General features: G+C 41.8%; 25 protein-coding genes. 23 read left to right on the plus strand and 2 right to left on the minus strand.

What is annotated here, in order from left to right; genetic code table 11:
• Positions 1–37 precede the first annotated feature (37 nt).
• The gene (locus tag ACHOLT_RS04250; protein WP_425805996.1) at positions 38–1162 is read right to left on the minus strand and encodes a glycosyltransferase; all 1125 of its coding nucleotides are present in this window, start codon (positions 1160–1162) and stop codon (positions 38–40) included.
• A 132-nt stretch (positions 1163–1294) separates the two neighbouring features.
• Here ACHOLT_RS04250 and fabZ point away from each other — a divergent pair, with 132 nt between their 5' ends.
• The 3 genes from fabZ to ACHOLT_RS04265 are packed head-to-tail and all read left to right on the plus strand — an operon-like array spanning position 1295 to position 3955.
• Positions 1295–1729 (plus strand): 3-hydroxyacyl-ACP dehydratase FabZ, encoded by a 435-nt coding sequence (gene fabZ, locus ACHOLT_RS04255; protein ID WP_425805997.1) that lies wholly within the window; start codon positions 1295–1297, stop codon positions 1727–1729.
• Positions 1730–1731: 2 nt separating this feature from the next.
• The gene (locus ACHOLT_RS04260; RefSeq protein ID WP_425805998.1) at positions 1732–3534 is read left to right on the plus strand and encodes an O-antigen ligase family protein; all 1803 of its coding nucleotides are present in this window, start codon (positions 1732–1734) and stop codon (positions 3532–3534) included.
• Between the two features lie 34 nt (positions 3535–3568).
• Positions 3569–3955 (plus strand): hypothetical protein, encoded by a 387-nt coding sequence (locus ACHOLT_RS04265; protein ID WP_425805999.1) that lies wholly within the window; start codon positions 3569–3571, stop codon positions 3953–3955.
• 86 nt (positions 3956–4041) lie between these two features.
• Here ACHOLT_RS04265 and ACHOLT_RS04270 read toward each other — a convergent pair whose 3' ends face one another.
• Positions 4042–4398 (minus strand): DUF2680 domain-containing protein, encoded by a 357-nt coding sequence (locus ACHOLT_RS04270; RefSeq protein WP_425806000.1) that lies wholly within the window; start codon positions 4396–4398, stop codon positions 4042–4044.
• Positions 4399–4776: 378 nt separating this feature from the next.
• On the opposite strand from ACHOLT_RS04270, the gene ACHOLT_RS04275 reads away from it, so the two are divergent.
• From ACHOLT_RS04275 to ACHOLT_RS04370, 20 genes are all read left to right on the plus strand, one after another.
• Complete coding sequence (locus ACHOLT_RS04275; RefSeq protein WP_425806002.1) at positions 4777–6021, plus strand: hypothetical protein; 1245 nt, start codon at positions 4777–4779, stop codon at positions 6019–6021.
• A gap of 109 nt (positions 6022–6130) precedes the next feature.
• Positions 6131–7765 carry a helicase-related protein gene (locus tag ACHOLT_RS04280; RefSeq protein WP_425806003.1) on the plus strand — a complete coding sequence of 545 codons (1635 nt, stop codon included), beginning with the start codon at positions 6131–6133 and terminating at the stop codon, positions 7763–7765.
• Between the two features lie 94 nt (positions 7766–7859).
• Entirely contained in the window at positions 7860–8609 is a 750-nt protein-coding gene (locus tag ACHOLT_RS04285; protein ID WP_425806004.1) for a ComF family protein, read from the plus strand.
• A 101-nt stretch (positions 8610–8710) separates the two neighbouring features.
• Positions 8711–9004, plus strand: a complete 294-nt coding sequence (locus ACHOLT_RS04290; protein WP_425806005.1) for a zinc-ribbon domain containing protein — start codon at positions 8711–8713, stop codon at positions 9002–9004.
• A 193-nt stretch (positions 9005–9197) separates the two neighbouring features.
• Entirely contained in the window at positions 9198–9986 is a 789-nt protein-coding gene (locus ACHOLT_RS04295; protein WP_425806006.1) for a basic amino acid ABC transporter substrate-binding protein, read from the plus strand.
• A gap of 284 nt (positions 9987–10270) precedes the next feature.
• Positions 10271–10924 (plus strand): amino acid ABC transporter permease, encoded by a 654-nt coding sequence (locus ACHOLT_RS04300; protein ID WP_425807879.1) that lies wholly within the window; start codon positions 10271–10273, stop codon positions 10922–10924.
• The gene (locus tag ACHOLT_RS04305; protein WP_425806008.1) at positions 10911–11630 is read left to right on the plus strand and encodes an amino acid ABC transporter ATP-binding protein; all 720 of its coding nucleotides are present in this window, start codon (positions 10911–10913) and stop codon (positions 11628–11630) included. Before ACHOLT_RS04300 ends, ACHOLT_RS04305 begins: the two co-directional genes overlap by 14 nt.
• A 220-nt stretch (positions 11631–11850) precedes the next feature.
• On the plus strand, positions 11851–12771 hold the full coding sequence (locus ACHOLT_RS04310; protein WP_425806009.1) for a decaprenyl-phosphate phosphoribosyltransferase: 921 nt from the start codon (positions 11851–11853) through the stop codon (positions 12769–12771).
• Positions 12772–12853: 82 nt separating this feature from the next.
• Entirely contained in the window at positions 12854–14080 is a 1227-nt protein-coding gene (locus tag ACHOLT_RS04315; protein ID WP_425806011.1) for an ArnT family glycosyltransferase, read from the plus strand.
• 37 nt (positions 14081–14117) lie between these two features.
• A complete protein-coding gene (locus ACHOLT_RS04320; RefSeq protein WP_425806013.1) occupies positions 14118–14474 on the plus strand; it encodes an SMR family transporter in 357 nt (118 codons plus the stop codon).
• A 124-nt stretch (positions 14475–14598) separates the two neighbouring features.
• The gene (locus ACHOLT_RS04325; protein ID WP_425806015.1) at positions 14599–14796 is read left to right on the plus strand and encodes a cold-shock protein; all 198 of its coding nucleotides are present in this window, start codon (positions 14599–14601) and stop codon (positions 14794–14796) included.
• Positions 14797–15003: 207 nt separating this feature from the next.
• The gene (gene hpf, locus ACHOLT_RS04330; RefSeq protein WP_425806016.1) at positions 15004–15531 is read left to right on the plus strand and encodes a ribosome hibernation-promoting factor, HPF/YfiA family; all 528 of its coding nucleotides are present in this window, start codon (positions 15004–15006) and stop codon (positions 15529–15531) included.
• A 168-nt stretch (positions 15532–15699) separates the two neighbouring features.
• Complete coding sequence (gene secA, locus ACHOLT_RS04335) at positions 15700–18204, plus strand: preprotein translocase subunit SecA (protein WP_425806017.1); 2505 nt, start codon at positions 15700–15702, stop codon at positions 18202–18204.
• A gap of 294 nt (positions 18205–18498) precedes the next feature.
• Positions 18499–19567 (plus strand): peptide chain release factor 2 gene (gene prfB / locus ACHOLT_RS04340; RefSeq protein WP_425807881.1). Its coding sequence is split into 2 segments (ribosomal slippage): positions 18499–18528 and positions 18530–19567, totalling 1068 coding nucleotides; the frame shifts between segments, so codons are not numbered across the junction.
• 102 nt (positions 19568–19669) lie between these two features.
• Positions 19670–20524: a transketolase gene (locus ACHOLT_RS04345; RefSeq protein WP_425806019.1), complete on the plus strand. Its 855-nt coding sequence runs from the start codon at positions 19670–19672 to the stop codon at positions 20522–20524.
• Positions 20517–21452 (plus strand): transketolase family protein, encoded by a 936-nt coding sequence (locus ACHOLT_RS04350; protein WP_425806021.1) that lies wholly within the window; start codon positions 20517–20519, stop codon positions 21450–21452. The genes ACHOLT_RS04345 and ACHOLT_RS04350 overlap by 8 nt, the downstream gene beginning before the upstream one ends.
• A gap of 164 nt (positions 21453–21616) precedes the next feature.
• Entirely contained in the window at positions 21617–22303 is a 687-nt protein-coding gene (gene ftsE, locus ACHOLT_RS04355; protein ID WP_425806022.1) for a cell division ATP-binding protein FtsE, read from the plus strand.
• Complete coding sequence (ftsX, locus tag ACHOLT_RS04360; RefSeq protein ID WP_425806024.1) at positions 22293–23177, plus strand: permease-like cell division protein FtsX; 885 nt, start codon at positions 22293–22295, stop codon at positions 23175–23177. Before ftsE ends, ftsX begins: the two co-directional genes overlap by 11 nt.
• A 106-nt stretch (positions 23178–23283) precedes the next feature.
• Entirely contained in the window at positions 23284–24417 is a 1134-nt protein-coding gene (locus ACHOLT_RS04365; protein ID WP_425806025.1) for a murein hydrolase activator EnvC family protein, read from the plus strand.
• Positions 24418–24527: 110 nt separating this feature from the next.
• On the plus strand, positions 24528–25709 hold the full coding sequence (locus tag ACHOLT_RS04370) for a S41 family peptidase (RefSeq protein WP_425806027.1): 1182 nt from the start codon (positions 24528–24530) through the stop codon (positions 25707–25709).
• Positions 25710–26051: the final 342 nt, after the last annotated feature.

Consider the following 26051-nt stretch of genomic DNA (forward strand, 5'->3'; position numbering starts at 1 on the left):
TGCTAAAGTTCATAGGCTTAAGATTAAGTTTTGTTTTTTATTTTTGGCAGAGAATTTCTTCATAGAAATTCTCTGTTTTTTGAATCATTTTTTCTTGATGAAAGGTTTGCCAACGTTCAAGTCCGGATTTTATAAGCTTCTCCGAAAGCGAAGGTTCAGTGAGCAGAGTTTGGCAGGCTTTAACCAGTGCCTGGGTATCCGAAGGGGGAATGAGGAGTCCATCCTGACCTTCGCGGATGACTTCGGGGACGCCGCCAACGCGGGTGGCTATAAGCGGGAGATAAGCTTGCATCGCTTCAAGCAGAACTAATCCCATTCCTTCACTCAGGGAAGGTAATATAAAGAGATCCATTGCCGGAAGGATTTGATAAGCTTTAGGGATAAAGCCTGGAAGAGTATAGGGTACGCCTGCATTTTTCAGACTTTCTTCAAGTTTGGCACGAAGTGGTCCTTCGCCAATGATCAGAACGTGAAGATGGGGAAAATGAGAAAGAAGCTGTGCGCTGGCTGCAACAAGGGTATCAAGTCCTTTGGTAGGATGTAAACGGGCAATGCTACCCAGAACGAGGGCATTATCTGGAATTCTCCACTGTTTCCGGAAATGTGTACGTTGATTTTGGCGATAATCCGCGTCTTCCATTTGAGAGAGGGGTTGAATTCCGTTATAGATTGTTCTGATGTTTTTACCGCCGCGTGAAGCAACTTCATGATGAAGTGCATCAGAGACAGTGATAATTCCGGACGTCAGGGGTAAGGTTAAGCGATCAAGTCCAAGAGCTGCAAGAGCAGCCTTTCGGGAAAGGTAATCTTTACTTAATGAGCTGTGAACCGTAGTAATAACGGGGATATGTGTCCAACGACCGGCCAGGCGTCCAAGAAGATTAGCTCTTGAACCATGAGTATGAATAAGGTCTACTTTTTGTTTGCAAAGTTCAGAAATCAAAGAAGGAAGGCAAGTAAGATCAAGTGCATGTTTCATCGGAAAGCGCAGGGTGGGAATTGCCAAATACTCAGTTAGATCAGCGAAAGGGCCATCAACCAGGCAGCCGGAGATAAGTTTAAAGCGTTCAGCATGCAAACCTTGAAGAAGGGTTAATACATGTTGTTCTGCTCCGCCAATTTCGCCGCCGCCAATTAATTGTAGAATTTGGTAGGCTTTCACCTAAATCCTTCCCTTCTTGTGCAAACTTCGATATACTAAGGGCAACTTGTTTAATTTCATATTAATTAAGAGGTCTATATTCTCATCATAGGGAATAGTATTCCGATATGCAAGTCTAGGAGGTTAAATACAATGCTTGAAAGCAAAGAGATCCAACAGATTATTCCTCACCGTTATCCTTTTTTATTGGTAGATCGCATCATCGAGCTTGAAGAAGGTAAACGGGCAGTGGGAATTAAAAATGTATCAGGAAATGAGCCCTTTTTCCAAGGCCATTTTCCAGGCTATCCCATTATGCCGGGGGTTTTGATTATGGAAGCATTAGCTCAAGTAGGAGCAGTGGTTCTGTTGAAAATGCCTGAGTATGCCGGACACCTCGCCTTTTACGCGGGGCTGGATGAGGTTAAGTTTAGACGGCAGGTTATTCCTGGAGATCAACTTCGTTTAGAGGTGGAATTAACGAAGCTGAAACACGGAATTGGGATTGGCGAAGGCAAGGCCTATGTTGGAGAAGAACTTGCCGCACAAGGAATCCTGAAATTTGCCGTGGGGCCTAAGCAAGAATAACGATGACAGGGATAACCCTAAATCGAGTCAACAGAGCCGGGGACAGCAAAGTGCGATCCTTGGCTTTTGTTTTAATGGTCAGCATTATCTTTGCTCATGGCGTATTTTTCCCTGAACAATGGCTTCTCATTGGGGCTGGGCTTGCATTTCTCCAATGCTGGGGCGTATTTAAACTTAAAGATATATCTGGATTATTATCGTTAACCGACGGTTTATTTTTGGCGCTTATAAGCTGTTCCTTATTGGGGTTGTTACATCCGGTCAAAAGCAGTGAGGGATGGATGGATGCTCTGCGTTGGTTCACCTTATGGATGATCTACCGTCAAGCGCGATGGATTCAAGGGGAAGAAAATCAGCAGAGGATGCTTAACTGGATTCAAGCGGCCGGAATTATGCTTGCTGTATTGGCTTGGCTTCCTCAGCTCAGCCTCTGGGCCAAAGGGAGTAGGTTATTTACCATGGGCCTAGAACGGCTGTCTTCGTCGGTAGGATATCCAAATGCTTTGGGTGTTTATCTAGCAGCGGTTATTTTACTTAGTCCCCGCTTGAGGATAATTCAAGTATTGCTGTTTCTAACTTTATTGAATACAGGATCGCGGGCGTCGCTTGTTCTTTTCCTGCTGATTATGACAGGACGTGAGATTGTCAAGCGGAGAAGAAGTCAACAATTGAGAGACTCTTTTATAGGCATTGAGAGCAAAAGCTTAGTGAAAAAGCCAAAAAGAGAAAAACTTTTATTCGGGGTTATTTCAATCAGTGCTTCGCTCTTATCTTTAATTTATGTGAAAGGTCCTTCTCAACATCTTCTTGACTGGGGAATCCGAAATTCTTTAGGGGAGAGACTTCTTTATTTCCAAGATGGAATAAAGCTTGCTTGGCTTTATCGGGGAATCCCGCAAGCAGGTGGCTGGTTTACCTTTCCTTTGGTCCAACATATTCCTTACTGGACAACAGACCCTCATTCTTTGTTAATTCGTGTTCTGCTTGATCAAGGAATTTATGGAATGCTGATTCTTAGTCTTTGGGCAATTCTAATGATGAAACGGCTGATTCAGAATAGTAAGGGTCGGCAATTTTATATATTCGGCGCTCTCTTATTTCTCATGCTGCATGCTCTAATGGATACGGATTTTTTATTTGGAACCCTGGGAATATTGTTTTGGACTTTAATCGGAATGAGCGTTCCTTATGAAGATAAAAAACATAAAAAACTGAATTTAATTCCTTTAAAACATACTCAAAATAGAATGATTAAATTTATGCCAGAGTATCATAATGTTCTAAAAAAGTTTCTGCCAGGTGCTATTTACTTATTTCTGGGGCTGCTGCTTCTAGGGGCTGGGATATATCTTCCGCGGACTGACTCTTTAAAGGTCGCGGAACAGGAAGCTAAAAATACGGGAGATAAGCAATATACTTTATCCGTTTTAAAAAAGAGCTTGCATAATGATCAAATACAATTCAGCATTCGGCGAGAAATCGCAAGATTGGAACTTGAGCTGCAGGGGGCTGATGCATTAGGGGCAATGGAGAATGTTTTAGCATGGGAAAAGTTTAATATAAGAACGTATGAGTGGGCTCAAGGGTTTGTTCTTGAAGAGGCCGAAAAACGCCGAAAAACGAATCCGAGAGAAGCGGATATTCTCTATCAATGGAGCAAAGAACTGCCTTCTCGTTTAATCAAAGTAAGTTCGGTGAATAGACTTGAGAGAATGCTTTGGCCGGGTGCAGCTAATTTTCAGCCTTCAGAAATGATGAGATTTTTAAAGAGTACAGCTGAGGAGAGACAACTTACTCTTCGTTAATCCTAGCATAGGCTAGGGTTAAGGGGGGAGGAATATGCGTGCACTTTGGCTGATTATAGGAGTTGTTTTATCAGGAATACTTTGGAAATTGAGTGGAGAATTCGAGTGGAGGGTTCCGGAAGAAGCAGAGCAAAAAGTTCTAATGTGGAAAAGAAAATGGTATAGCTCTCAGATTATTTTAAGAGTGATATGCGAAGTATCTCTTGATGAGCTTGAGCAATTTGTCTGGTCTCTTAAACGGGATTTACCCAGAATACAGCGCGAACTTGGGATGCCGATTGTTCTGGAAATTGAGTCTTCAACTTTACAGGAATCCATAGACTGTTTGAATATGGATACTTACGCCTCAAGGGATGTATATTTCTCGTGCATATTTCTTCGCTTTCCCGAACTTCATTGGGTAAACAACGCAAGATCTTAAGTTCCAGCTGATTTTTATATTAAATAGTCCCCCAAACTTGAATTGGGGGACTTAATGTTCCAGTTAACAATCTTGTTTTTTAAAAATTAAGAGTTACTTGGAGAAGGATTTGTTTGGGGAAGGTCTTTAGACTCATATTGGCCTTCTTTTTTACATCCGTGGCCATGCTTTTTACCAAGGCCAGTGTATTCTCCCTTAGCGAAGTCTTCCTCCATCTGCTTTTGACGTTTTTCGATGAAGGTTTTAATTTGGGCAGCCTTTTCTTTATCCAGAAGTCCTGCTTCCGCTTGCTTGTCCACCATTTGCTTCTTCAGCGTAAACATTTGCTGATTTAAGGCTTTAAGCTCATCAAGTTTCGCAGAATCTGGAGCAGCTAAAGCTGTTCCGGCACTTAAGGTCAGAAAAGCCAAAGTCAGTAAACTTACTGCAAATTTCCTTAACATTTACACTCCTCCTTGTAATAGGGATTAATATTAACTGGAACATTTCATAGAATGCCCCATTTGAAGGAAGAAGATTTTAAGAAAATATTAAGATTTTTAGGATAGAACGTAAAAGAGAAAAAATAAGCAGTATTTATTTTGTACAAATAGCAGGATTATCCAGATAAAGATGCGAAATAAAAGTTTAGAGGAACATAACAGTTAATTTGTTTTTACGCATATTATTATTATAAAGAACAAAATACACTTTCTTAAGTTCAGGGTTTACACGATCGAGAAAAGAATTTTAAAAGGTCTCGGTAGTTAAGCCCTAAATTTATATTCAGGAGGTGTATCTCGCTGAAAAAAATTTTATTTATCATAATAGCTTTATATTTAATGCTATCCGACCTGTTTTTTTATACTAAACCTCTTCTTTATGCAGCTCCCCAAAAAGATGCAGATACGATTTCTTCAAAAGTTGCTTGGAATAAAGTTGAAAATGTTGTGATGGGAAGTATAGGCATTCCCGCCTCCGGCGAAAAACTTCTTAAAATGGGCTTTAGTATTCGGCAGATTCATCAAGTAAGCGGTCTAAGCCGACCTGAAACAAGAAGTTTAATTGCCCAGTCAGGTAAAGGAAGAATTTTTGCTGTAACGCCAACATCTCTATTAGCGAATGCTCCTAATTACCTTTCTATTCCGACATATGAAGGCTCAGGGGAGGGTACTCATCCCAGTGTGATCGATTTCAAGACGGAATACAATCTGGATCAGTGGAATGGATTCCGATATTGGATGGCCTTTACACCATACCCTAAAGGAAATTCAAACTATGAGAATCCATCGCTTGCGGCCAGTAATGACGGGCAGACTTGGGTTGTTCCCCCGGGAATTACGAATCCCCTGGAAAATACCCCAAATCATATCCTCACCTCAAAATATAGAAACTATAATTCAGATCCCGAATTGCTCTATGACCCGGATACCCGTTCTTTAAACCTGTATTGGCGGGAATGTCTTCTCAATTATTATGATCGAATATGGCGGATAAAAATTGAACCCGATTTAAAATTTGGGCTTAAGGAATTATGTCTGGAGGAAAGAGGATTGGATGGGGAAGGATTAGCGTTATCCCCGGCGATTTGGAGAAAAAGTAAAAACGAATGGTATATGTGGACGACCAATGGCTATTCGCTGATTCATCTCTACATGTCTAGAGACGGGATGAATTGGAGTAAAAGACAACGCTGCAACACACCGTGGTATACCTGGAATGGCGGATATACGCCTTGGCATATTGCAGCAAAACCAAACTATCAGGAACATCGAGTTGAATTTTTTATCAATGGCTGGTCAAACCATGCTTTGCACAGAAATCAGCTTTTATTCTATGCAGAAGTATCCATGGATGATCCAATACATTTTCAGATGCCTTTAGCAAATGCGGTTTTAACAAAAGGTTTTATCAATAATTGGGACGATGAAATGATCTACAGAACTACTTTTACGGTTGAAAGAGGTCTAAGTTCATATATGTATCGGGTATGGTATTCTGCAGAGTCCAAAACGATATCTTGGCATATAGGTTATACCGAAGGGAAACTCGGTACGAAATTTACCCCAAATAAGAATAAACAGTAATTTAGAGCTTGACTAAATTATGTTTGACTAAAGTTTAGGAGGAATTTGGATTTTATTTTACATTTACAAAACGGATGCGGGAATACTTTATCTTTCTCCAACCCTTAGGGTGGATAAGCCCTCTGAAAATGCTGAGATTTTAATTCCGGGTTTGCCGTTTGCCTTCGCACAGGCCTTGCTTAAAAAACTGGAGTCAGGGCAGCTCAAGAATGGGAAAAAAGAAATTATTAAATTTCTTTATTCAAATGCAAGGCTCAATACTATGGAGTGGCGATGGGTTAACATACGAAACGAAGGCGATACTTCGGAATATTCAGAAGGGGTTAGCTGCGACTCCCCTAACCTGGGTGATCATATGCACGGCCGTCAGCTTTCAGAAGGAGATTTACAGCGGTTAGCTAATGAAGCAGGGTCAAGTATCGACGAAATAATGCGCTATTGTCATGAAGAAGTTCGGAAGGGTCGGGCTGAGTGGATACCCGCAATTAAAAAGGAGGGTCGAGGATGGCGCTGTATGCGCTGCGGGGAAAAAGAAATAAAGGAGTGGCCGAGTATTTACGGTTTAGCGGGAACCTGCCCTTCATGCACTGCATTAGGAGCACTAAGCTCCTTGCAGGCTCTTTTACGAGTTTTTGATAAAAGTGGGCATCCCGCTTTTTCACCTGCGGATTCAAATCCCGTGAGTTTTTCTCCCCATTGGGAATTAAGCAAGGCCCAGAAAAGAGCAAGCCTAGAAATCCTTAACTTCGTTTCTAGTGAGACAGGTAAAGATCTCTTGCTATGGGCTGCCTGCGGTGCAGGAAAGACTGAGGTGTGTTTTCCTGCAGCGGCTTGGGCCTTAAAAAGGGGATTCAAGGTGCTTTTTGCAGCACCTCGCCAGGATGTTGTTCTTGACGTGGCGCCCCGCTTAGAGCAAGATTTTCCGGGATTAAGGGTAAGTGTATTGACGGGAGCGAGTACAGAACACTTTGCGCCGGCTTCGTTAGTACTGGCTACAACCCATCAGGTTTTGCGATTTTATCAGACCTTTGATTTGATCTTTATGGATGAAGTCGATGCTTTCCCTTACCACGGGAATTCGGCTTTAGAGTGGGGCTTAAAGCAATCGCTAAAGCCAGAAGGAAAAATCATTTATCTTACGGCAACACCCTCATCAGAGCAGCAAACAAAGGTTCAAAATGGTGGAATGAAGCTTGTTCGTTTGCCTGCGCGCCATCACCGTCATCCTTTGCCCGTACCGGAATGGATAAAATATTTCACTGGAAGTCGGGAACCAACCGCAGATCACTCCGAGCTCGCACAATGGATAAAGTGTCTTTCCCAATTAGGCCCTGTCCTTGTTTTTGTTCCTAAAATATCTTGGGTTGCCCTCTATGTTAAGATATTGAGGATTTCATTTCCTGAATGGAAAATTGAAGGCAGCTATAGCTCAGACCAAGAACGCAGAGTGAAAATAGAAAAGCTGAGAAAAGGCATATATCCGGTCTTTGTCAGTACATCAATTCTGGAACGAGGTGTAACTGTTCCTAATGTTCAGGTTATTGTCCTCGAAGCTGATCACGAGGTTTTTGATGAGCGGGGACTTGTTCAAATGGCGGGAAGAGTGGGGCGAACCCAAGAGAATCCAAAAGGCAAGGCTTTGTTTCTAGCCCAACAAAAGACTCCTGAGATTGAAAAAGCAATTGCCTGGATTCAGGAACAGAACCGCATAGCTTTGGAACAGGGTCTTCTTGACCCTGACTAGATAAGCGAGAAGATATTCAATCTGAGCTTATCAAATCTACTGATGTTTTGGGAATTTTACTCATTGATTGTATTCTGCAAGGGGGAGAGTTCCTGTGCATAACCTAAAAGCGCCATGGCAAACCCTTAAAGAGCTTGGACAATCACTCCTTTATGAAAAGGCAGAGAGTTGCTGCTTATGCAGCAGAGCCAATGGCCCAATCTGCCCTAGCTGTGATGACGAGTTTTTTCATCCAGAACTGGGTCGGTGCAGGCATTGTGGGAAATTGATGTCCAAGCAAAAAACCCTTTGTACTGATTGTAGTAAGGAACGAGGGCCAAAGGGACTGGATCAGGTAGCAGCATGGGGTCACTATACGGGGGGATGGAGAGATTTTATTCAAACGATAAAGTTTAAATCCCAGCCCTATCTTCTCGAAAAAATCGGCCGCCCGCTTGCAGACTGGGTTATTCATATATTGCCGCCGCCGGATGCTCTTATGCCTGTACCTATGCATGCCGAACGGATAGCAGAAAGAGGATTTAACCAAGCTGCGGTCCTTGCCTCACTACTCCATTGGGAGTTAGGCATTCCGCTGGTCGAGGGATTAGAGAGAAGGACTCCCACAACACCACAAGTTGGGCTAAACCGATATGAACGCTTGCATAATTTACAGGGCGCATTTGCGTTATCTCCAGAGGGATTAAAATGGGGGATTAAGGGGAGACGCATTTGGTTGATCGATGATGTGGTAACTACAGGAGCAACTCTGGAGGCGTGTGCGGATATCTTAAGGAGGCAGGAAGCCGAGAAAGTATACGCGCTAACACTGGCTGCCGGAATGGATAAAAATCTTAAAAAATGAGCGAATTAAAAAAATATTGTTTACATAGGCAAATAGATGCTATAATAGACTTTGGATAGGCGTGAGTCTGTTACATTCTTTAAGGTAAGGGGATTTTTTTCATGGCGTTTCAAGACAAAGAACTCGTTTGCAAGGACTGTGGAGCTACTTTTATTTTCACTGCCGGTGAGCAAGAATTTTATGCAGAAAAAGGATTCGAAAACGAACCACAACGCTGCCGTGAGTGCCGCAATTCTCGTAAAGCTGCCCGTAACAATTCTGAACCTCGTCAACGCGAAATGTACACCGTTGTTTGCGCAGAGTGCGGGGTAGAAACACAAGTACCATTTCAACCGACATCTGATCGTCCCGTTTATTGCCGTGAGTGCTACCAAAACCATCGTGTAGCTCGCTAATTGGTAATATACGCCGTATCATATTAAGGCATTGGCTTAAGCCAATGCCTTTTATTTTATTTTTTATCATTTTTATTGATGTTTTTTCCATGTTCGTGTTGCATGAAGTTACAGTGCTTTGTATAATTACGACATAAAGTTGAAACGGAATCATAAAAGTTTAAGATTTAAAATTGAAAGGGGAATATTGAAAATGAAAAAGTTTTTCAAAGTAGGCGTGGCCAGCCTAGTCGTGATGAGTTTGCTTGGCCTATCAGGTTGTGGGGCAGCTCAAACTCCAAATGCTCCGGCACAGAATACAGGTGCAAAGGTACTTAAAGTAGGTTCCGACATTGCTTATGCTCCAATGGAATATATGAATGCCCAACAGCAGCCGGAAGGTTTCGATATTGATCTGATGAACGCAGTTGGAAAAGATTTGGGCTATGAAGTAAAATTTGAAACAGGAACATTTGACGGTTTAATTCCTGCTTTAAATTCCGGAAAATATGACGCGGTTATTTCCGCAATGACAATTACTGAAGAACGTGCAAAAACGGTTAGATTCTCGGACAAATATTTCCAAGCAACTCAGAATATCGCCGTAAAACAAGGTTCCACGATTAAATCCGAAGCTGACCTCAAAGGAAAGAGAGTCGGAGTTCAAATGGGAACAACAGGTCAAGAAGTTGTAGAAAAAATGGGAATGACTCCTAAAAAGTATGATACCGCGCCTGATGCTCTGAATGACCTGATCAATGGCGGAATTGATGCCGCTGTTATTGATTCTCCTGTTGTTGCTTATTTCATTAAACAAAATCCAGATAAGAAGATTATAACGATTCAAGGTAATTTTGCTAAAGAATATTACGGAATTGCTGTAAAATTAGACAACAAGGATTTAGGCGATAAGATCAATGCTTCCTTGAAGAAACTTATGGATAACGGAGACTACAATAAGCTTTATCAAAAATGGTTCAACATGGAGGCTCCAAAACTTTAATTTTACGAAAGTACCCGGTTTTACCGGGTATTTTTTTTGCCTTTAATCGGTTAACCAAGTATTGTATAGATTTACAAGCCCTGCAGGATTATCAATACTTAAAGAAGCTTATTTAAAAAGAATATATTGAGTTTAGTTTTGATGTGTATTGAATAATAGTTCATGAAAATGTATAATGTCCAAAGAATTGACACGCTTTTTTGTTTGTTACACATGTTCGACTTATTATTAGTCTCCCGAATCTTGAGAGGAGGATTTTCGTGGGATCGATCCGTTGGGATATTATGATACCGAGTTTAGGCCCCTTGCTTAAGGGTGCTCAGATTACCGTAGAGCTTACAGCCGGGGCTGTAGCCATTGGGATTGTGATTGGATTGGTGATGGCCTTAATGAGGCTGTCCGATAATAAGGTTCTTAAGGGAATTGCAATTTCTTATATCGATTTTCTAAGGGGAACACCGCTTCTTGTCCAAATTTTCCTCGCCTACTTTGGGTTTCCGCAGATTTTTGGGTTTACTCCTCCTGAAAATTATCAATATATCGCTGCGACTTTAGCGATGGGGCTGAATTCAGGAGCCTATATTGCCGAGATTTTTCGGGCGGGGATTCAATCGATTGATCGCGGACAATCCGAGGCAGCTCGTTCTTTAGGAATGACGCAAGGTCAGGCTATGCGCTATATCATTTTGCCGCAAGCGTTTAAACGTGTTATTCCCCCGCTGGGCAATGAGTTCATTGCTTTGCTTAAAGACTCTTCCCTCGTTGCCTTAATTGCTTTGGAAGATCTGATGTATTCCGGGAAAATTATTGTAGGAAGAACCTTTCAGCCTTTCCCGATTTATATTGAAGTCGCTTTGATTTACCTTGTCATGACTTTGGTCCTTTCCCGTTTGGTCAGTTATACGGAAAGGAGGTTGGGCAAGAGTGATCTTCGTTAAGAATTTGCATAAGTCCTTTGGCAAGCTTGAAGTTCTGAAAGGCATCGACTGCCATATTAAAGAAAAAGAAGTAGTTGTCGTTATTGGTCCGAGCGGTTCGGGAAAGAGTACTTTTCTAAGATGCTTAAACAAGTTGGAAGAGCCCACAAGCGGTGAAATTACAATTGATGGTATCCCGCTGAACTCAGAAACAAATGTCAATGCGATTCGTCGAGAGGTCGGAATGGTGTTTCAACGCTTTAATCTTTTCCCGCATATGACTGCTTTACAAAATATTGTGCTTGCACCTTCGGTCGTACGCAAGACGAATAAGAAGGAAGCGGAAGAAGCAGCCTCGGAGCTTCTAAGAAAAGTGGGCCTGGCAGATAAGGCTGACGAATACCCTGACCGGCTTTCTGGGGGGCAGCAGCAGCGTGTAGCGATTGCTCGGGCATTAGCCATGAAACCTAAAATTATGCTGTTTGATGAACCCACTTCAGCTCTTGACCCGGAAATGGTCGGCGAAGTTCTCGCAGTTATGAAGGATTTAGCACGTGAAGGAATGACCATGGTGGTTGTTACCCATGAAATGGGTTTTGCTCGTGAAGTGGGTGACCGGGTTATTTTTATGGATGAAGGGATTATCATGGAAGAGGGAGAACCTAATTCTGTCTTCGGCAATCCTCAGAATTCACGGACGAAATCTTTCCTGAGTAAAATTCTTTAGGTATCGCCTGCAAGCAAGCGATGCCTAAATGGCCAGCATATAAACCAGATGCTTTTGGATAAAGCCTTGATATAAAATCCGGGATTGTTGGCGTTCTCAGGAAGGAAATTGGTATTTTCTGTAGAATATAAGCGTAGTTGCCAATATTGGATTAAAAGTAACAAAAAGCATTGTCATTATTGCTAACGTTACCTAACGCTTATAAGGTAGTGAATATCAAGTGAATAAGCTCTTAAATATCCATAATCAGGTTGAAGCTTTAGAGGCCGCAAATTCTAATTGTATTAAGGATATGTGGCTTCTATTACGTCCCAACCAATGGATTAAAAATTTATTTGTATTTTTAGGGATACTTTTCTCCGGAAGTTGGCTTGATTCGTACCTGCTTACTCAGGTATTTTTGACAGCCGTTGCGTTTTGCTTGGTTTCAAGCGCTGTATATGTATTAAACGATCTTTTGGATCGGGAAAATGACAAAATGCATCCAACAAAGCGTTTTCGCCCGATTGCTTCCGGAAAGGTAACACAAGGTCAAGCTCGATTATTATTTTTGCTATGTGCAGTGCTTGGTTTCTCAATTGGAGTGATAGTATCTCCATTAATTCTGCTCCTGCTTCTGCTATATTTGGGGCAAAATATTGCCTATTCGAAGATATTGAAAAAAGTAGTAATCGTTGATGTATTTATAATTGCTTTCGGTTTCATTTTGCGCATCTTAGCGGGTACATGGGGAATCGGGATTGCTCCTTCCCGCTGGATGTTGTTATGCAGCTTGATGCTTACGTTATTTCTGGGATTCGGCAAACGCTGGGCTGAACTTAGCGAGTCCGGGGGAGAAGTGTCGAGCCGTCCGGTTTTAGGTCAGTATAGTATTGATATACTTAATCAGTTTACAGGTATAACAGCTGGCGGTGTTATAATAACTTACAGCTTATATACCCTTGATCCATCTACAATTGCGATGCATAAAACCGATAAGCTGATTTATACTGTTCCTTTTGTGATTTATGGTATATTTCGTTATTTATATCTTGTCCATACCGGAAAAGGCGGAGATCCTTCGACGCTTGTTTCGAAGGATTATCATATCATTGGAGCCGTTTTCCTTTGGTTAAGCAGTGTAATATGGATATTAAGATAAACAATTTTCATATTATACGTTAAGGGATGAGAGGTTAATAGAAACGGTGATAGGTGATTTTGCATCAGCACATTTAAAAAAAATGGGGCTGATTTTAGGGTTTTTAACCGGTTTAATATGGATAATAGGGGTACCGACACGGCCTTTTTCAGATTTCTTATATTATCATGAACTTGCTCAGCAAATTGCTTCCGGCGGAGTATGGGGTGATACATATACATCTGTTGGTTATCCGATTTTTTTATCTATATTTTACCGTGCTTTTGGTTACTCCCTGTTTATTTCTAAATTTGTTAATTTATGTTTAAGTTTAATTATGAATCTGTTGGCTTTCAGGCTCCTTTACATTTTGGTCAAAGTGAAAAGGCTGCAGATGGCGGCATGGATTAGTTTCGTACTTTTTCCGGTTAATATTTACTATAACGGCATTATTGCTAATGAGATACTGTTTACAACGCTGTTGTTACTGTGCATCAATCTATATTTTAGCAAGATAAAATATAGATATTTTTTAATTGGGGTGATAACAGGAATAAATAGTTTAATTAAACCTTTTTTTCCTGCTTTTTTTGGGGTTGTTTTATTGATGGAGCTGCTCGTTGAACGGAAATGGCGTTCGGCCTTGAAAAATAGTGGAATTATTCTAGGGATGTGTATACTTGTTATTACACCATGGCTATTTCGCAATTATCTGATGATGGGGGAATTTACCTATATATCAAATAACGGAGGAATTGTTCTCTATATTAATAACAACTCTCAAAATAGAAACGGGAGTTGGATGCCGGCAACTGAGGTAGAAAATACAGTGGTTAACCGTCCGGAATATATTCTTGCCAATGCTACTGAAAAAAACAAAATGCTCAGCCAGGCTGCTAAACAGTGGATCATTCATCACCCGGTTGATTTTATGGTCTTAGGGCTAAAACGTATAGGAAATACTTATTTGGGATTAGCGGATATTAAGAATAGTTTTAATGGCAGTCAACTCCCCTTATGGGTGCGAACGTTATTAGGCATTGGGGTTGATTTGATTCGAATACCATTTTATTGGATAGGATTTGGTTCGATATGCGGTTTTAGTTTTTATTACCTAACAAAGTTTCAATTTAGAAGTTTTAAACAACATTATTTAAATCGCGAAGAACTATTTCTGCTTTTAGTTTTTTGGATGTTTACAGGAATTTACTTTATTACTGAAGGTCAGGCTCGTTATGCATTCCCTTTGAATTTTGTCATTATTTATTTTGCCATAAAAGGAAGTTCATTGGTTCGGGATATGCTCATTCAATCGCCGAAGATAACTTGAATCTTAGAATTAAATAGCATTATGAAGGAGCTTAAGTATGTTACTCTTAATCATTGTTTCTGTTTTATTAGGGGCAATCGGACAAATATTGGTTAAAATAGGAGCTCAACATCTCGAGCTTAGCTTTACGTGGACAAATTTGTGGCCCAGCCTTATCGCAATTATGAAGAACATTCCCGTAATGTCCGGATTATTGCTCTATGGATTAAGTTTTATTATATGGGTTAAAGTTCTGACTAAGACTGAATTGAGTTATGCTTATCCTTTTGTAAGCATTGGTTATCTTTTTATTTTAATCGTTTCCTATTTTTTCTTTAAGGAGCATTTCACATTATCTCGTGTTATGGGTACAATACTCATTGTTTTAGGGGTTATATTTGTATCAAGGAGTTAATCGCAATTAAAGAATTAACGCGTTTATAATAGGAGCTTTTTGGTTATCCTGAAAAGGTAAAGGCTTTCAGGACTGTGTTTTCTTTGGAAAACCTCCAAACGGCCAAATCAAGGAGGTAGTTTTTGTGTTAGGTAAAGTCAAATGGTTTAGTAAACAAAAAGGGTACGGATTTATTGAAGGTGAAAATGGTCAGGATGTATTTGTCCACTTTTCATCTATACTGGGTGAAGGATTCCGTACCTTGGAAGAAGGTCAAGGGGTTCAATTTGATGTTGTTCAGGGGCCGCGCGGAGAGCAAGCATCCAATGTAAATATCCCATAAATAAAGAGATGCAATTTACCCTAAAATTTTGATGAAATAAGACCTACAAAGGTTTAATGACGTATAAAAAAGAGAATTGTTTAAATAATTTGCAACGATTCTCTTTTTTTCATCTTAGAAAATTAAGAATAAAACTTCTTAACCGGCAGGATTTTTACGGAAAATAGGGAATATTATAATCAAGTTGATTAAAAGGGGGTTCAAACGATGAACATCATGATTCGCGGCAAACATATCGAAGTGACGGATGCCCTGAGAGAGTATGTTTTAAAAAGGGTCGGTAAACTTGAAAAATACTCAGATGAGTTTATGGACGTGAAAGTGACTTTATTGGTAGAGGAAGGCCGTCATCGGGTAGAAGTTACAGCCCCTATTCACGGAATTATCCTTCGTGGGGAAGAAGAAAGCACAGATATGTATGCTTCCATTGATTTGGTCATCGAAAAATTGGAACGCCAAATCGATAAATATCGTACCCGTATTAATAAACGGATGCGCACGAAGGTGCTTAAGGATCATGAACCCGCACAGCCTGTAACCCCAGACGATGATGAAGAAAAGGTAGTCCGGAATAAAAAGTTTACGCTTAAACCCATGTCTGTGGATGAAGCGATTATGCAGATGAATTTAGTCGGACATAACTTTTTCGTATTTACAAATTCAGACGGTCATACCGTTAATGTCGTTTACCGTCGTCATAATGGTGATTACGGTTTACTTGAACCTGAAACTTGATATTTTACAAATAACTTAATATGTATAAGTTATAAGACCTGCCTTGTGCAGGCCTTATTTATTGCTTAAATCTTCCACAATAGTTTTCTTTATCAATGTTGCACCAAAAGTAGGGTAATGCTAAAATGAGATGATACGCTCGGATGATTGGAAAGGTGGATCAATTAAATGGGGTTTTTGAAGAATTTTCTGGACGATAATGCACGTGAAGTAAAAAGATATCAAAAACGTGTTCAAGTAATCAATGCTCTCGAACCCGAGATGCAAGCTTTAAGTGATGAACAACTGCGGGGTAAGACAGAAGAATTTAAACAGCGCTTAGAAAATGGAGAAAGTATTGATAATATACTGCCTGAGGCTTTTGCGGTTGTCCGCGAAGCTTCGCGCCGAGTGATTGGGCAGCGGCACTATGATGTACAATTAATTGGCGGTATGGTACTTCATGACGGCAGAATTGCTGAGATGCGTACTGGGGAAGGTAAAACCCTTGTCGCAACTCTTCCATCCTACCTGAATGCTCTTACAGGCCAAGGCGTCCATATTATTACGGTGAATGATTACTTAGCCCGTCGTGACAGTGAATGGATGGGTCAAATTCATAGATTCCTCGGTTTATCCGTAGGTCTTATTGTTCACGGCTTGAACTATGAACAGCGCCGGGAAAGCTATGCTTCAGATATCACCTATGGTACAAATAATGAATTCGGTTTTGACTATTTGCGGGATAACATGGTCACACGCCCAGAAGGACTTGTTCAGCGGGATTTGAATTTTGCGATTGTGGACGAAGTTGACTCTATCTTGATCGATGAAGCGAGAACACCTTTGATTATTTCCGGTGAGGCGGACAAGCCTACTGAGCTTTATTATCGGGTTGCTATGGTCATTCCGCGGCTGAAAGTGGAAGAAGATTATAATGTCAATGAAAAAGATCGGGTTGTAACCTTAACTGAAAATGGTGTCAGCAGGGTCGAAACAATGCTTGGGGTAGAGAATCTTTATGATGATGTTCATAATGAGCTTGCGCATCATGTAAACCAAGCCTTGAAAGCACATGCCTTATTCAAACGGGACCGTGATTATGTCGTTAAAGACGGCGAGGTTATCATCGTTGATGAATTTACAGGTCGACTGATGTTTGGCCGCCGCTATAGCGAGGGACTTCACCAGGCCATTGAAGCCAAAGAGGGAGTTAAAATTGAAAAGGAATCACAAACTCTAGCAACGATTACCTTCCAGAACTATTTCCGGATGTATGAAAAACTGGCAGGCATGACAGGTACCGCTATGACTGAAGAGCCGGAATTTAAAAAGATTTATAACCTCGATGTTGTAGAAATTCCGACCAATAAACCGGCAATACGTGAAGACATCCCGGATGTCGTTTATCGTACGGAGCAAGGCAAGTTTGAGGCTGCCGTTGAGGAGATCGTTCAGCGCTATGCTAAAGGACAGCCTATCTTGGTTGGTACAGTTTCTGTTGAGAAATCGGAACGTTTGAGTGCTATGCTCGATCGGCGGGGTATTCCTCATCAGGTATTGAATGCTAAATATCATGAAAAAGAAGCTGAAATCGTTGCCGGAGCCGGACAAAAAGGTACAGTAACGATTGCGACAAATATGGCCGGCCGTGGTACAGATATTATTCTGGGTGAAGGTGTATCTGAATTAGGCGGACTGCATATTATAGGTACGGAACGTCATGAGTCGCGCCGGATTGATAATCAGCTGCGCGGACGTGCCGGACGTCAGGGAGATCCGGGTTCTTCCCAGTTCTTTATTTCCTTAGAGGACGATTTAATGCGTCTTTTTGGTGCAGAAAATATCATGAGCATCATGGATAAGCTGGGAATGGATGACAGCGTTCCAATTACTTCGAAAATGATTACCCGTTCTATCGAAACTGCACAACGCCGTGTTGAAAGCCGTAACTTTGATATTCGGAAAAATGTCCTTGATTATGACGATGTCATGAATCAGCAGCGGGAAGTTATTTATGCACAGCGCCGTATGGTACTCATGGGTGAAAATCTTCGCGATAATATTATGGAGATGATCCAAAAGGTCGTCACAGATATTGTAGAGATGTTCAGCGGGCAAAGCCCGTATCCCGAAGAGTGGGAATTAGGGAGCTTTTTAGAGTATGTGAATAATAACCTCATTCCTAACCACAATATAACTGCGGATCAAGTTGCCAACTTGAACAAGGAAGAGGTTGTTGAGCTGTTACTCGATCAATCAGTAGCTATGTATGAAGCTAGAGAGCAGGCCTTTGGTTCTGAGCTGATGCGTGAAATCGAACGGGCTGTGATGCTGCAGGTTGTAGACAGCAAGTGGATGGATCACTTGGATGCCATGGATATGATGCGAGAAGGAATCGGACTGCGTGCCTATGGCCAAAAAAATCCGCTCGTCGAGTACAAACATGAAGCGTATGATATGTTCCAAGGAATGATCGATTCTATCCAAGAAGACATTGTTCGCTATATGATGAGAGTTGCACCTCAAGTTACGGAACAAGTGCAGGAAGAGCCTCAGCATGTGCGTACGAATCGTGATGAAGAGGAAGCAGCACGCCCGGTGCACAATGAGGGCCCGAAGATCGGCCGTAACGATCCTTGTCCGTGCGGAAGCGGGAAGAAATATAAGAATTGCCATGGGGCAAATGAATAAACGGTTAAGGAATAGGTTCAGACAAGATGCGCTCGCCGATCAAACTAGGATTCAAACACCTGTTTTAAGAGGCAGGATTCCCGCCAAAATCGTCTCCTGACTCTGTTGGCGGCGGAACACATCGTATGTTCCGTCCTGCGTATGCATGTTGCGTTTTCATCAAGTTTGATTATTGCTCGTTTTAAAGTCTTTACCTATCTCCTTAGCCTGTTTAAGGGATTTTTGAAAAAAGTTTTGAAAGGGATGAAATAAGTGTTAGTAGCTGACTGGAAAAGAGAGCTAGAAGGTTTAGAAATGCGCTTAGCAGATTTGAGGGTTTCTCTTTGACGTCGCTCAGCGCAAGGATAAGATTAGTATTTTAGAGCAGGAACTGGGCCGTCCGGATTTTTGGGATGATCCCAATTCCGCTCAGAAATTTATGCAAGAGCTTTCTTTTCAACAAGGAAAAGTAAAAACGTATGATGATCTTCGGGTTGAATTGGATGATTTAACTGCACTTTACGAACTGGCGATGGAGGAGGAAGATGATTCTCTTGAACCGGAAGTTGAAGAGGGAGTTAAAGCTCTGCAGGCCAAATTTGAAAAGTTAGAACTGGAAATTCTGTTAAGCGGACAGTATGACCGCAATAATGCGATTTTAACGCTTCATGCGGGGGCAGGCGGAACTGAGGCGCAAGATTGGGTTTCGATGCTTTACAGGATGTATATCCGTTGGGCCGAACGACGCGGTTATAAAGTCGAAACGATGGATTTGCTGCCAGGTGATGAGGCAGGAATCAAGAGCGTAACGATTTCAATTGCGGGCGAGAATGCTTATGGCTATTCTAAGTCAGAGAAAGGTGTTCACCGGCTCGTACGGATTTCGCCGTTTGACGCTTCTGGACGCAGGCATACCTCTTTCGCTTCAGTTGACGTTATTCCTGAAGTGGATGAGGATGATTCCGAAATTAAAATTGATCCGGATGATTTGAGAGTAGACACGTACCGTTCCAGCGGAGCAGGTGGACAACACGTTAATAAAACAAGTTCAGCTATTCGCATTACGCATATACCCACAGGAATCGTAGTTGCATGTCAAAGTGAACGGTCTCAAATCCAAAATCGAGCCTATGCAATGCGTGTTCTGCATGCAAAACTTTTAGAACTAAAGCGTCGGCAGCAGGAAGAGGAAATTTCGGAAATTCGCGGTGAGCAGCAAGAAATTGCCTGGGGCAGCCAAATTCGCTCCTATGTCTTTCATCCGTACAATATGGTTAAAGACCATCGGACGAATGTCGAGACGGCGAATGTTTTGGCGGTCATGGACGGCGAGATCGATGATTTTATCGCGGCTTACCTGCAGAAAACCAAAAATGTTCAATAAATCTGCACTAATCTAAAAGCATGATTTAAGAACTCATTAATCAAGGAAGATTAATGAGTTCAAACTATACATAAAACAATAAAGGAAATGACAAAGCATTAAATGCGGTTTAGGAGGAATTTTACTGTGTCGGTCCTTGATTTAAAGCGTAAGGCGAACCAAATTCGTCAGGATATCATTACGATGCTCGTTTCTGCAAAGTCGGGCCATCCAGGGGGAAGCTTATCGGCAACGGATATTGTGGCTGCTTTATATTTTCATGAGATGAAGGTTAAAGCCGAAGATCCGCAATGGGCCGATCGCGATCGTTTTGTTTTATCGAAAGGCCATGCTGCCCCTGTTCTTTATGCAGCCTTAGCGGAAAAGGGATTTTTCCCTAAGGAAGAACTATTAGGATTAAGACATACTGGGCGTATGCTCCAAGGGCATCCTGACATGAAACGTATTCCTGGAGTCGATATGTCCACAGGTTCTTTAGGGCAAGGCTTATCTGCAGCCAATGGAATGGCTTTAGCGGGTAAGTTGAATAAAAAGGATTATCGTGTCTACGTATTGATGGGCGACGGCGAGATGGGTGAAGGACAGATCTGGGAAGCCGCAATGGCTGCAGCTCATTATAAATTGGATAATGTTACAGCCATCCTCGATAATAATGGCTTACAAATCGATGGCCCAACGGAGCAGGTTATGTCGACAAGCCCTCTTCTGGATAAATGGAAGGCTTTTGGTTGGCATGTCATTGAAGTGGATGGACATGATATTGAAAGTTTATTAGCTGCCTTTGAGGAAGCAAAAGCAACCAAAGGAAAACCAACTCTTTTGCTGGCGAAGACGATCAAGGGTAAAGGCGTTTCTTTTATGGAAAACCAGGTCGGCTGGCATGGAAATGCACCCAGTGCTGAACAGGGTGAACAGGCATTGAGTGAATTAAGAGAGGAGGCATCACATCTTGGCTAGGCAAGCAACACGGGAGGCCTATGGTAAAGCTTTAGTGGCCTTAGGAGCAGAGAACTCAGATATCGTCGCTTTAGATGCGGATTTGTCAAGGTCTACGAAAACTGCGAACTTTGCTAAACACTATCCTGAACGGTTTTTTAATATGGGAATTGCTGAAGCAAATATGATGGGAACAGCGGCAGGACTTGCAGCAGCGGGGAAAATTCCCTTTGCAAGTACCTTTGCGGTATTTGCAACAGGTCGGGCGTTTGAACAAATTCGCAACTCTATTGCCTATCCGAAATTGAATGTTAAAATAGCGGCGACCCATTCCGGCGTTACTGTTGGCGAAGACGGGGGTTCTCACCAAGCAATTGAAGATGTTGCGATTATGCGTGCTCTGCCTAATATGACGGTCCTTGTTCCGGCTGATGGAGAAGAGACACGGCAGGCTATCTATGCGGCAGCTCACCATAAGGGACCTGTTTATATCCGCATGGGACGCCTTGATGTGCCCTTGCTTTTCGATGAGAATTATACGTTTGAAATCGGAAAAGCAAATGTCCTTCGTGAAGGTTCAGATGTTGTTATTTTTGCCAATGGAGTTATGGTGGCTGCAGCTTTGGAAGCGGCGGAAGAACTGGCTGGAGAAGGGATTAACGCTGCAGTTGTTAATGCAGCGTCAATTAAACCGCTTGATGAAGAAACGATTTTGCGGCTGGCAAAAGCAACCGGTGCTGTTGTAACAGCAGAGGAACATACGATTATCGGCGGATTAGGAAGTGCTGTTGCTGAAGTGCTCGCAGAAAATGCACCGACTCCTATGGTTCGAGTAGGAATTAAAGACAGCTTTGGCGAATCCGGACGCCCCTACGAGCTTTTAGAAAAATACGGGTTAACTTCAAAAGACATTCGTGAGGCAGTCGCTCAAGTTCTCAAGAAAAAGTAATTTGGAAAATATATCCTTTGTTATCTTGCCCTGAATCTGTGACAATAGATTCAGGGTTTTCTTTGCCTATTCTAAAAGGAAATCTATCCCTTATGTCGAATTGAATTATAGGTTAGGGGAAAAAAAGGGAGCTGACACAGAAATATTAGGAGGAAAGGGCTAAAATGATCCAATTTACGAATGTATCTAAGATTTATTCAAACGGTGCCAGGGCCCTTGTCGATATTAATCTAAAGATTGATAATGGAGAATTTGTTTTCTTAGTTGGGCCAAGCGGAGCCGGAAAGTCAACCTTGATTCGGTTACTCTTTCGGGAGGAAGTTCCGACTCGCGGACAAGTTTTGATCAATGGAAAAAATCTGCTGCGCATGAAGGAACGTGAGGTTCCTCATCTTCGGAGAAATATTGGAGTTGTTTTTCAGGATTTTCGATTATTGCCAAGCAAAACCGTTTTTGAAAACATTTCCTTTGCCTTGGAAGTTATCGGCGTAGGCAAAAACGAAGTCAAAAATCGGACAAGATCAGCCTTGGATTTAGTAGGTCTTGCTTCGAAGGAAAATGTTTTTCCCAATGAACTTTCCGGCGGGGAGCAGCAACGGGTTTCAGTTGCCAGGGCGATTGTAAATAACCCGGCTTTACTTGTAGCCGATGAGCCTACAGGCAATCTGGATCCGGATACGGCGTGGGGAATCATGGATTTGCTTTATAACATCAATAAACGGGGTACTACTGTAGTCATGGCAACTCACGCTCGGGATATCGTTGACCAAATGCAAAAACGTGTTGTGGCTATTGAAGATGGAAAAATTGTTCGAGATGATCAACGGGGAGGATATGGGTATGTCGATTAACTCCCTTAAATATATTTTAAATGTTGTTTTTAAATCGATACGCCGTAATGTTTGGTTGAGTCTTGCCTCGATATTAACCGTTATGGTTTCATTAGTGATATTAGGGGCATCCGCATTTTTCCTGGTGAATGCGAATAATATGGCCAAAGATTTTGAATCCCAACTGGAGATCGCTGTCTTTACTCAAGATAAATTAAGTCAAGCCGAAGTCCAAACCTTGCAAAAACAGATTGAAGGTATGGATGGGGTTGCGGGAGTTGAGTTAGTATCTAAAGAACAGGCGCTGAAAGACTTTTCACAATCAATGGGCTCAGGTAATTTAGTTTCAGACCTTGGCGGAACCAATCCTTTCCCTGATAAACTTACGGTGAAAACCACTGACCCACAGCAAGTTAAGACGATTGCTGACCAGATTCAAGGGCTTAAAGGGGTAGATAAAGTCCGCTATGGTCAAGGTGTTGTTGACAAGCTTTTGAGCTTTACGCGCTGGCTGCGCTGGATTGGGATTGGGATTGTTTTAGCTTTTGCAGTTGCTTCACTCGTTTTGATTTCACTTAATATTAAAATGAATGTTTTCTCAAGAAGACGGGAAATACAAATCATGAAGCTTGTAGGTGCAAGCAATAGCTTTATCCGTTGGCCGTTTTTAATTGAAGGAATGTTTCTTGGTTTTATTGGAGGGATATTAGCTATTTTCCTTGTTGGCTTGGGTTATCATTGGCTTGCAGGATATATTAGCTCAACTTTAACTTTTATGCCGATTGTCCAAGATACCTACTTAATAAACCAAATACTGAGTGCACTTCTATTTGTCGGGATGGCCATTGGAGCCATGGGGAGTGCGATTTCACTTCGCAAGTTCTTAAGAGTGTGATATTCAAAATATAGTTAATGATACTTTATTTGATGGCTAACAATGCCCACAGGGGGCAGGTTGGCCATCTCTTCATTGCCATCAAGTGGAGAGAAGGGGGGAAAAAATGCAGAAACAATGGGCAATGTCCCTTATTTTAACGGCTGTATTTCTCGGAAGTTCAGTTATGCCGCTCCGAGCTGGAGAACTCGGTGACACGATTCAGCAGCAACAAGATTTAAAGCAGGAACAGAGCCAGATCCAGGGAAAGTTAAACCAACTGACTTTTTCTGAGGATAAACTCAAAGCACAAATCCAAGATTTATCCAAACAAATCACTACTGCCCAAACAACTTTGAGCCTCACCCAAGCATCATATAACAAAGCGCAGACGGATGTTATGAATTCACAAAGAGATCTGGACGAGCGAATTAAGGAACTTGAGGCTCGACGTGAAGTTCTGAAGAAACGAGTTCGAGGAATTTACGAAGAAGGTCAATTAAGCTATTTAGAAATTCTTTTTCAGTCGACAGATTTAGGCGATTTTATCAGCCGTCTCGAATATTTTTCAAAGCTGGTTGGAAATGACCAGCAAATACTAGCTGAAATAAAGACTCAAAAAGATCAAGTGGAACAAAAGACGAAAGAATTACAAGCACGCCGCGATCAAGCATCTCAGCTTCAAACTCAGGCTGCTAAGGCCAAGGCTGATTTGGATGGAAAGAATCAACAATATCAGGCTGCTTTAGCTCAAAATAAAAAAGCGCAAGACGATTTATCTGAGCAAAATGCGCGCTTAGCAGCGGACTCAAATGCAATTGCTGAGAAAATCCGAAAATTGACCGCTGCTTCGGCGGGAAAGGTTTTGGGTACGATTAGTACTTATCCTTTACCGGGATATTATGAAATTAGTGATCCGTACGGTTGGCGGATTCATCCAATAACCCAACAAAAGAGTATGCATACGGGGACCGATATTCCAGCTCCAGGAGGGACTGCAATTTTAGCAGCAGGTTCTGGCGTAGTTATTATGGCCGGTTTGTACGGGGCTTATGGTAATGCAGTTATTATCGACCACGGAGGAGGATACACTTCACTATATGGACATCAATCCCGAATTGGAGTTTCTGTAGGAGATAAGGTAAAGGCTGGTGAAGTTATCGGCTACGTCGGCAGTACAGGCTGGAGTACCGGAGATCACTTGCATTTTGAGGTTCGTGTCAATGGAAACCCTACCGATCCGCTGCAATTTTTTCATTAAGTATGAGTGGGATGGGATGAGCATATAATATCACCAGGTTTGTCTATTAGATGAACAAGCAAGCATTAAAAGATGGAGCTTCAGTGCAGAGGTAGGAAGGGGTTAGGACATTGCAGGACAGAGATTGGAAAGCAATTTTGAAGAAGGTTGGGATTTCCTTCGGAGTCATCAGTATTATCTTTACGGTTACCGTAGGCGGATTCATTGTTGCGAACCTCCAGCATATGGGAAGGCTTGCTCGAGTTGTCCAGCTTGTACAAGGGGATTATTTAGAGAAAGCTTCATTTGGCCAGCTCATTGACGGGGCGACTCGCGGAATCGTAGATTCTTTGGGAGATCCTTATTCTGTTTATATGGATGCGCAGGAAAATGCTCAGTTAATGGAACAAATCGAAGGAAAATTTGGGGGAGTCGGCATAATTCTTAGCCTTAAAGACCCGAAAAAACTTACCGTTCTTCGTCCTATAAAGAATACACCAGCGGCAAAAGCGGGACTTGAACCGGGTGATGTGATTATGAAGATCGATAGTCAAGATGCAACGACGATTGACCAGGAAAAAGCAGTTTCTTTGATGCGCGGTGATCCAGGCACTAAGGTAACTTTAGTTGTTTACCGCGATAGTGCAAAGAAAACGTTGACAGTACCTTTAACACGGGAACCTATTTCAGTACCGACGGTTGAAGGTGAAGCCTTGCCTGGAAATTCTGATCTTGCATATATTGACATCTCTCAATTCTCAACAAATACAGCGAATGAATTGGCAAGCGTACTCAAAAACATGGATATGTCAAAATACAAGGGTATCGTTCTTGATCTTCGGTACAACCATGGCGGGGAACTTGATGCCGCAGTAGGGGTTGCCAGTTATTTTGTCAAACCGGGTCCTGTTGTTTACATTGTGGATAATCAAGGACGAACAGTGACAAAGTCGGCGGAAGGTAATTTCTTGGGAAAACCGTTTGTTGTCTTAGTCAATGAGGAAAGCGCTTCTGCTTCAGAAATTGTTTCCGGTGCAATCAAAGATGAGGGGACGGGAACACTCGTTGGGGTGAAAACATTTGGCAAAGGGATTGTTCAAACCATTTTCCCGCTTGATTCCGGAACAAGTGTAAAATTGACAACAGCAAAATACTTAACCCCGAATAAAGTGGATATTCATAAAAAAGGAATCGAACCGGATGTGAAAGCCGAACTGAAGAAGGGCGAAGAGGCCACGATTTCACCGACGGATAGAAATTATGATTCCCAATTAACCCAAGCGGTTCAAATCCTGCGGAGCAAAATAAAGTAAATAAATAGATAACACAAAAGGGGTTATTGCGGGTTGCTGCTAATAACCTCTTTTGTATTATCAAGCTATAATAATCTAAAGGAATATCCTTCAAACAAATGTTATAATATGGAATAAAGCGAGGATAAGAATAATTAAATATAAAGAAATTCGAAAAATGGAGGAGAGAAAAAATGCCGAGCTACTTTTATATTGCAATTTTGATCGCTTTATATGTTTACCCTATTATCCGAAGTATTTACTTATTTCAAAAGGGAAAGTATGCCCCGTATTTTCAAAAAGGTACGAATAAGGATATGCTTTTAGCGTTCGGATGGAGTATCCTGTATATTTGGTCTTTAA

The sequence above is a fragment of the Desulfitobacterium nosdiversum genome (assembly GCF_049860565.1).
Taxonomy (GTDB): domain Bacteria; phylum Bacillota; class Desulfitobacteriia; order Desulfitobacteriales; family Desulfitobacteriaceae; genus Desulfitobacterium_A; species Desulfitobacterium_A nosdiversum.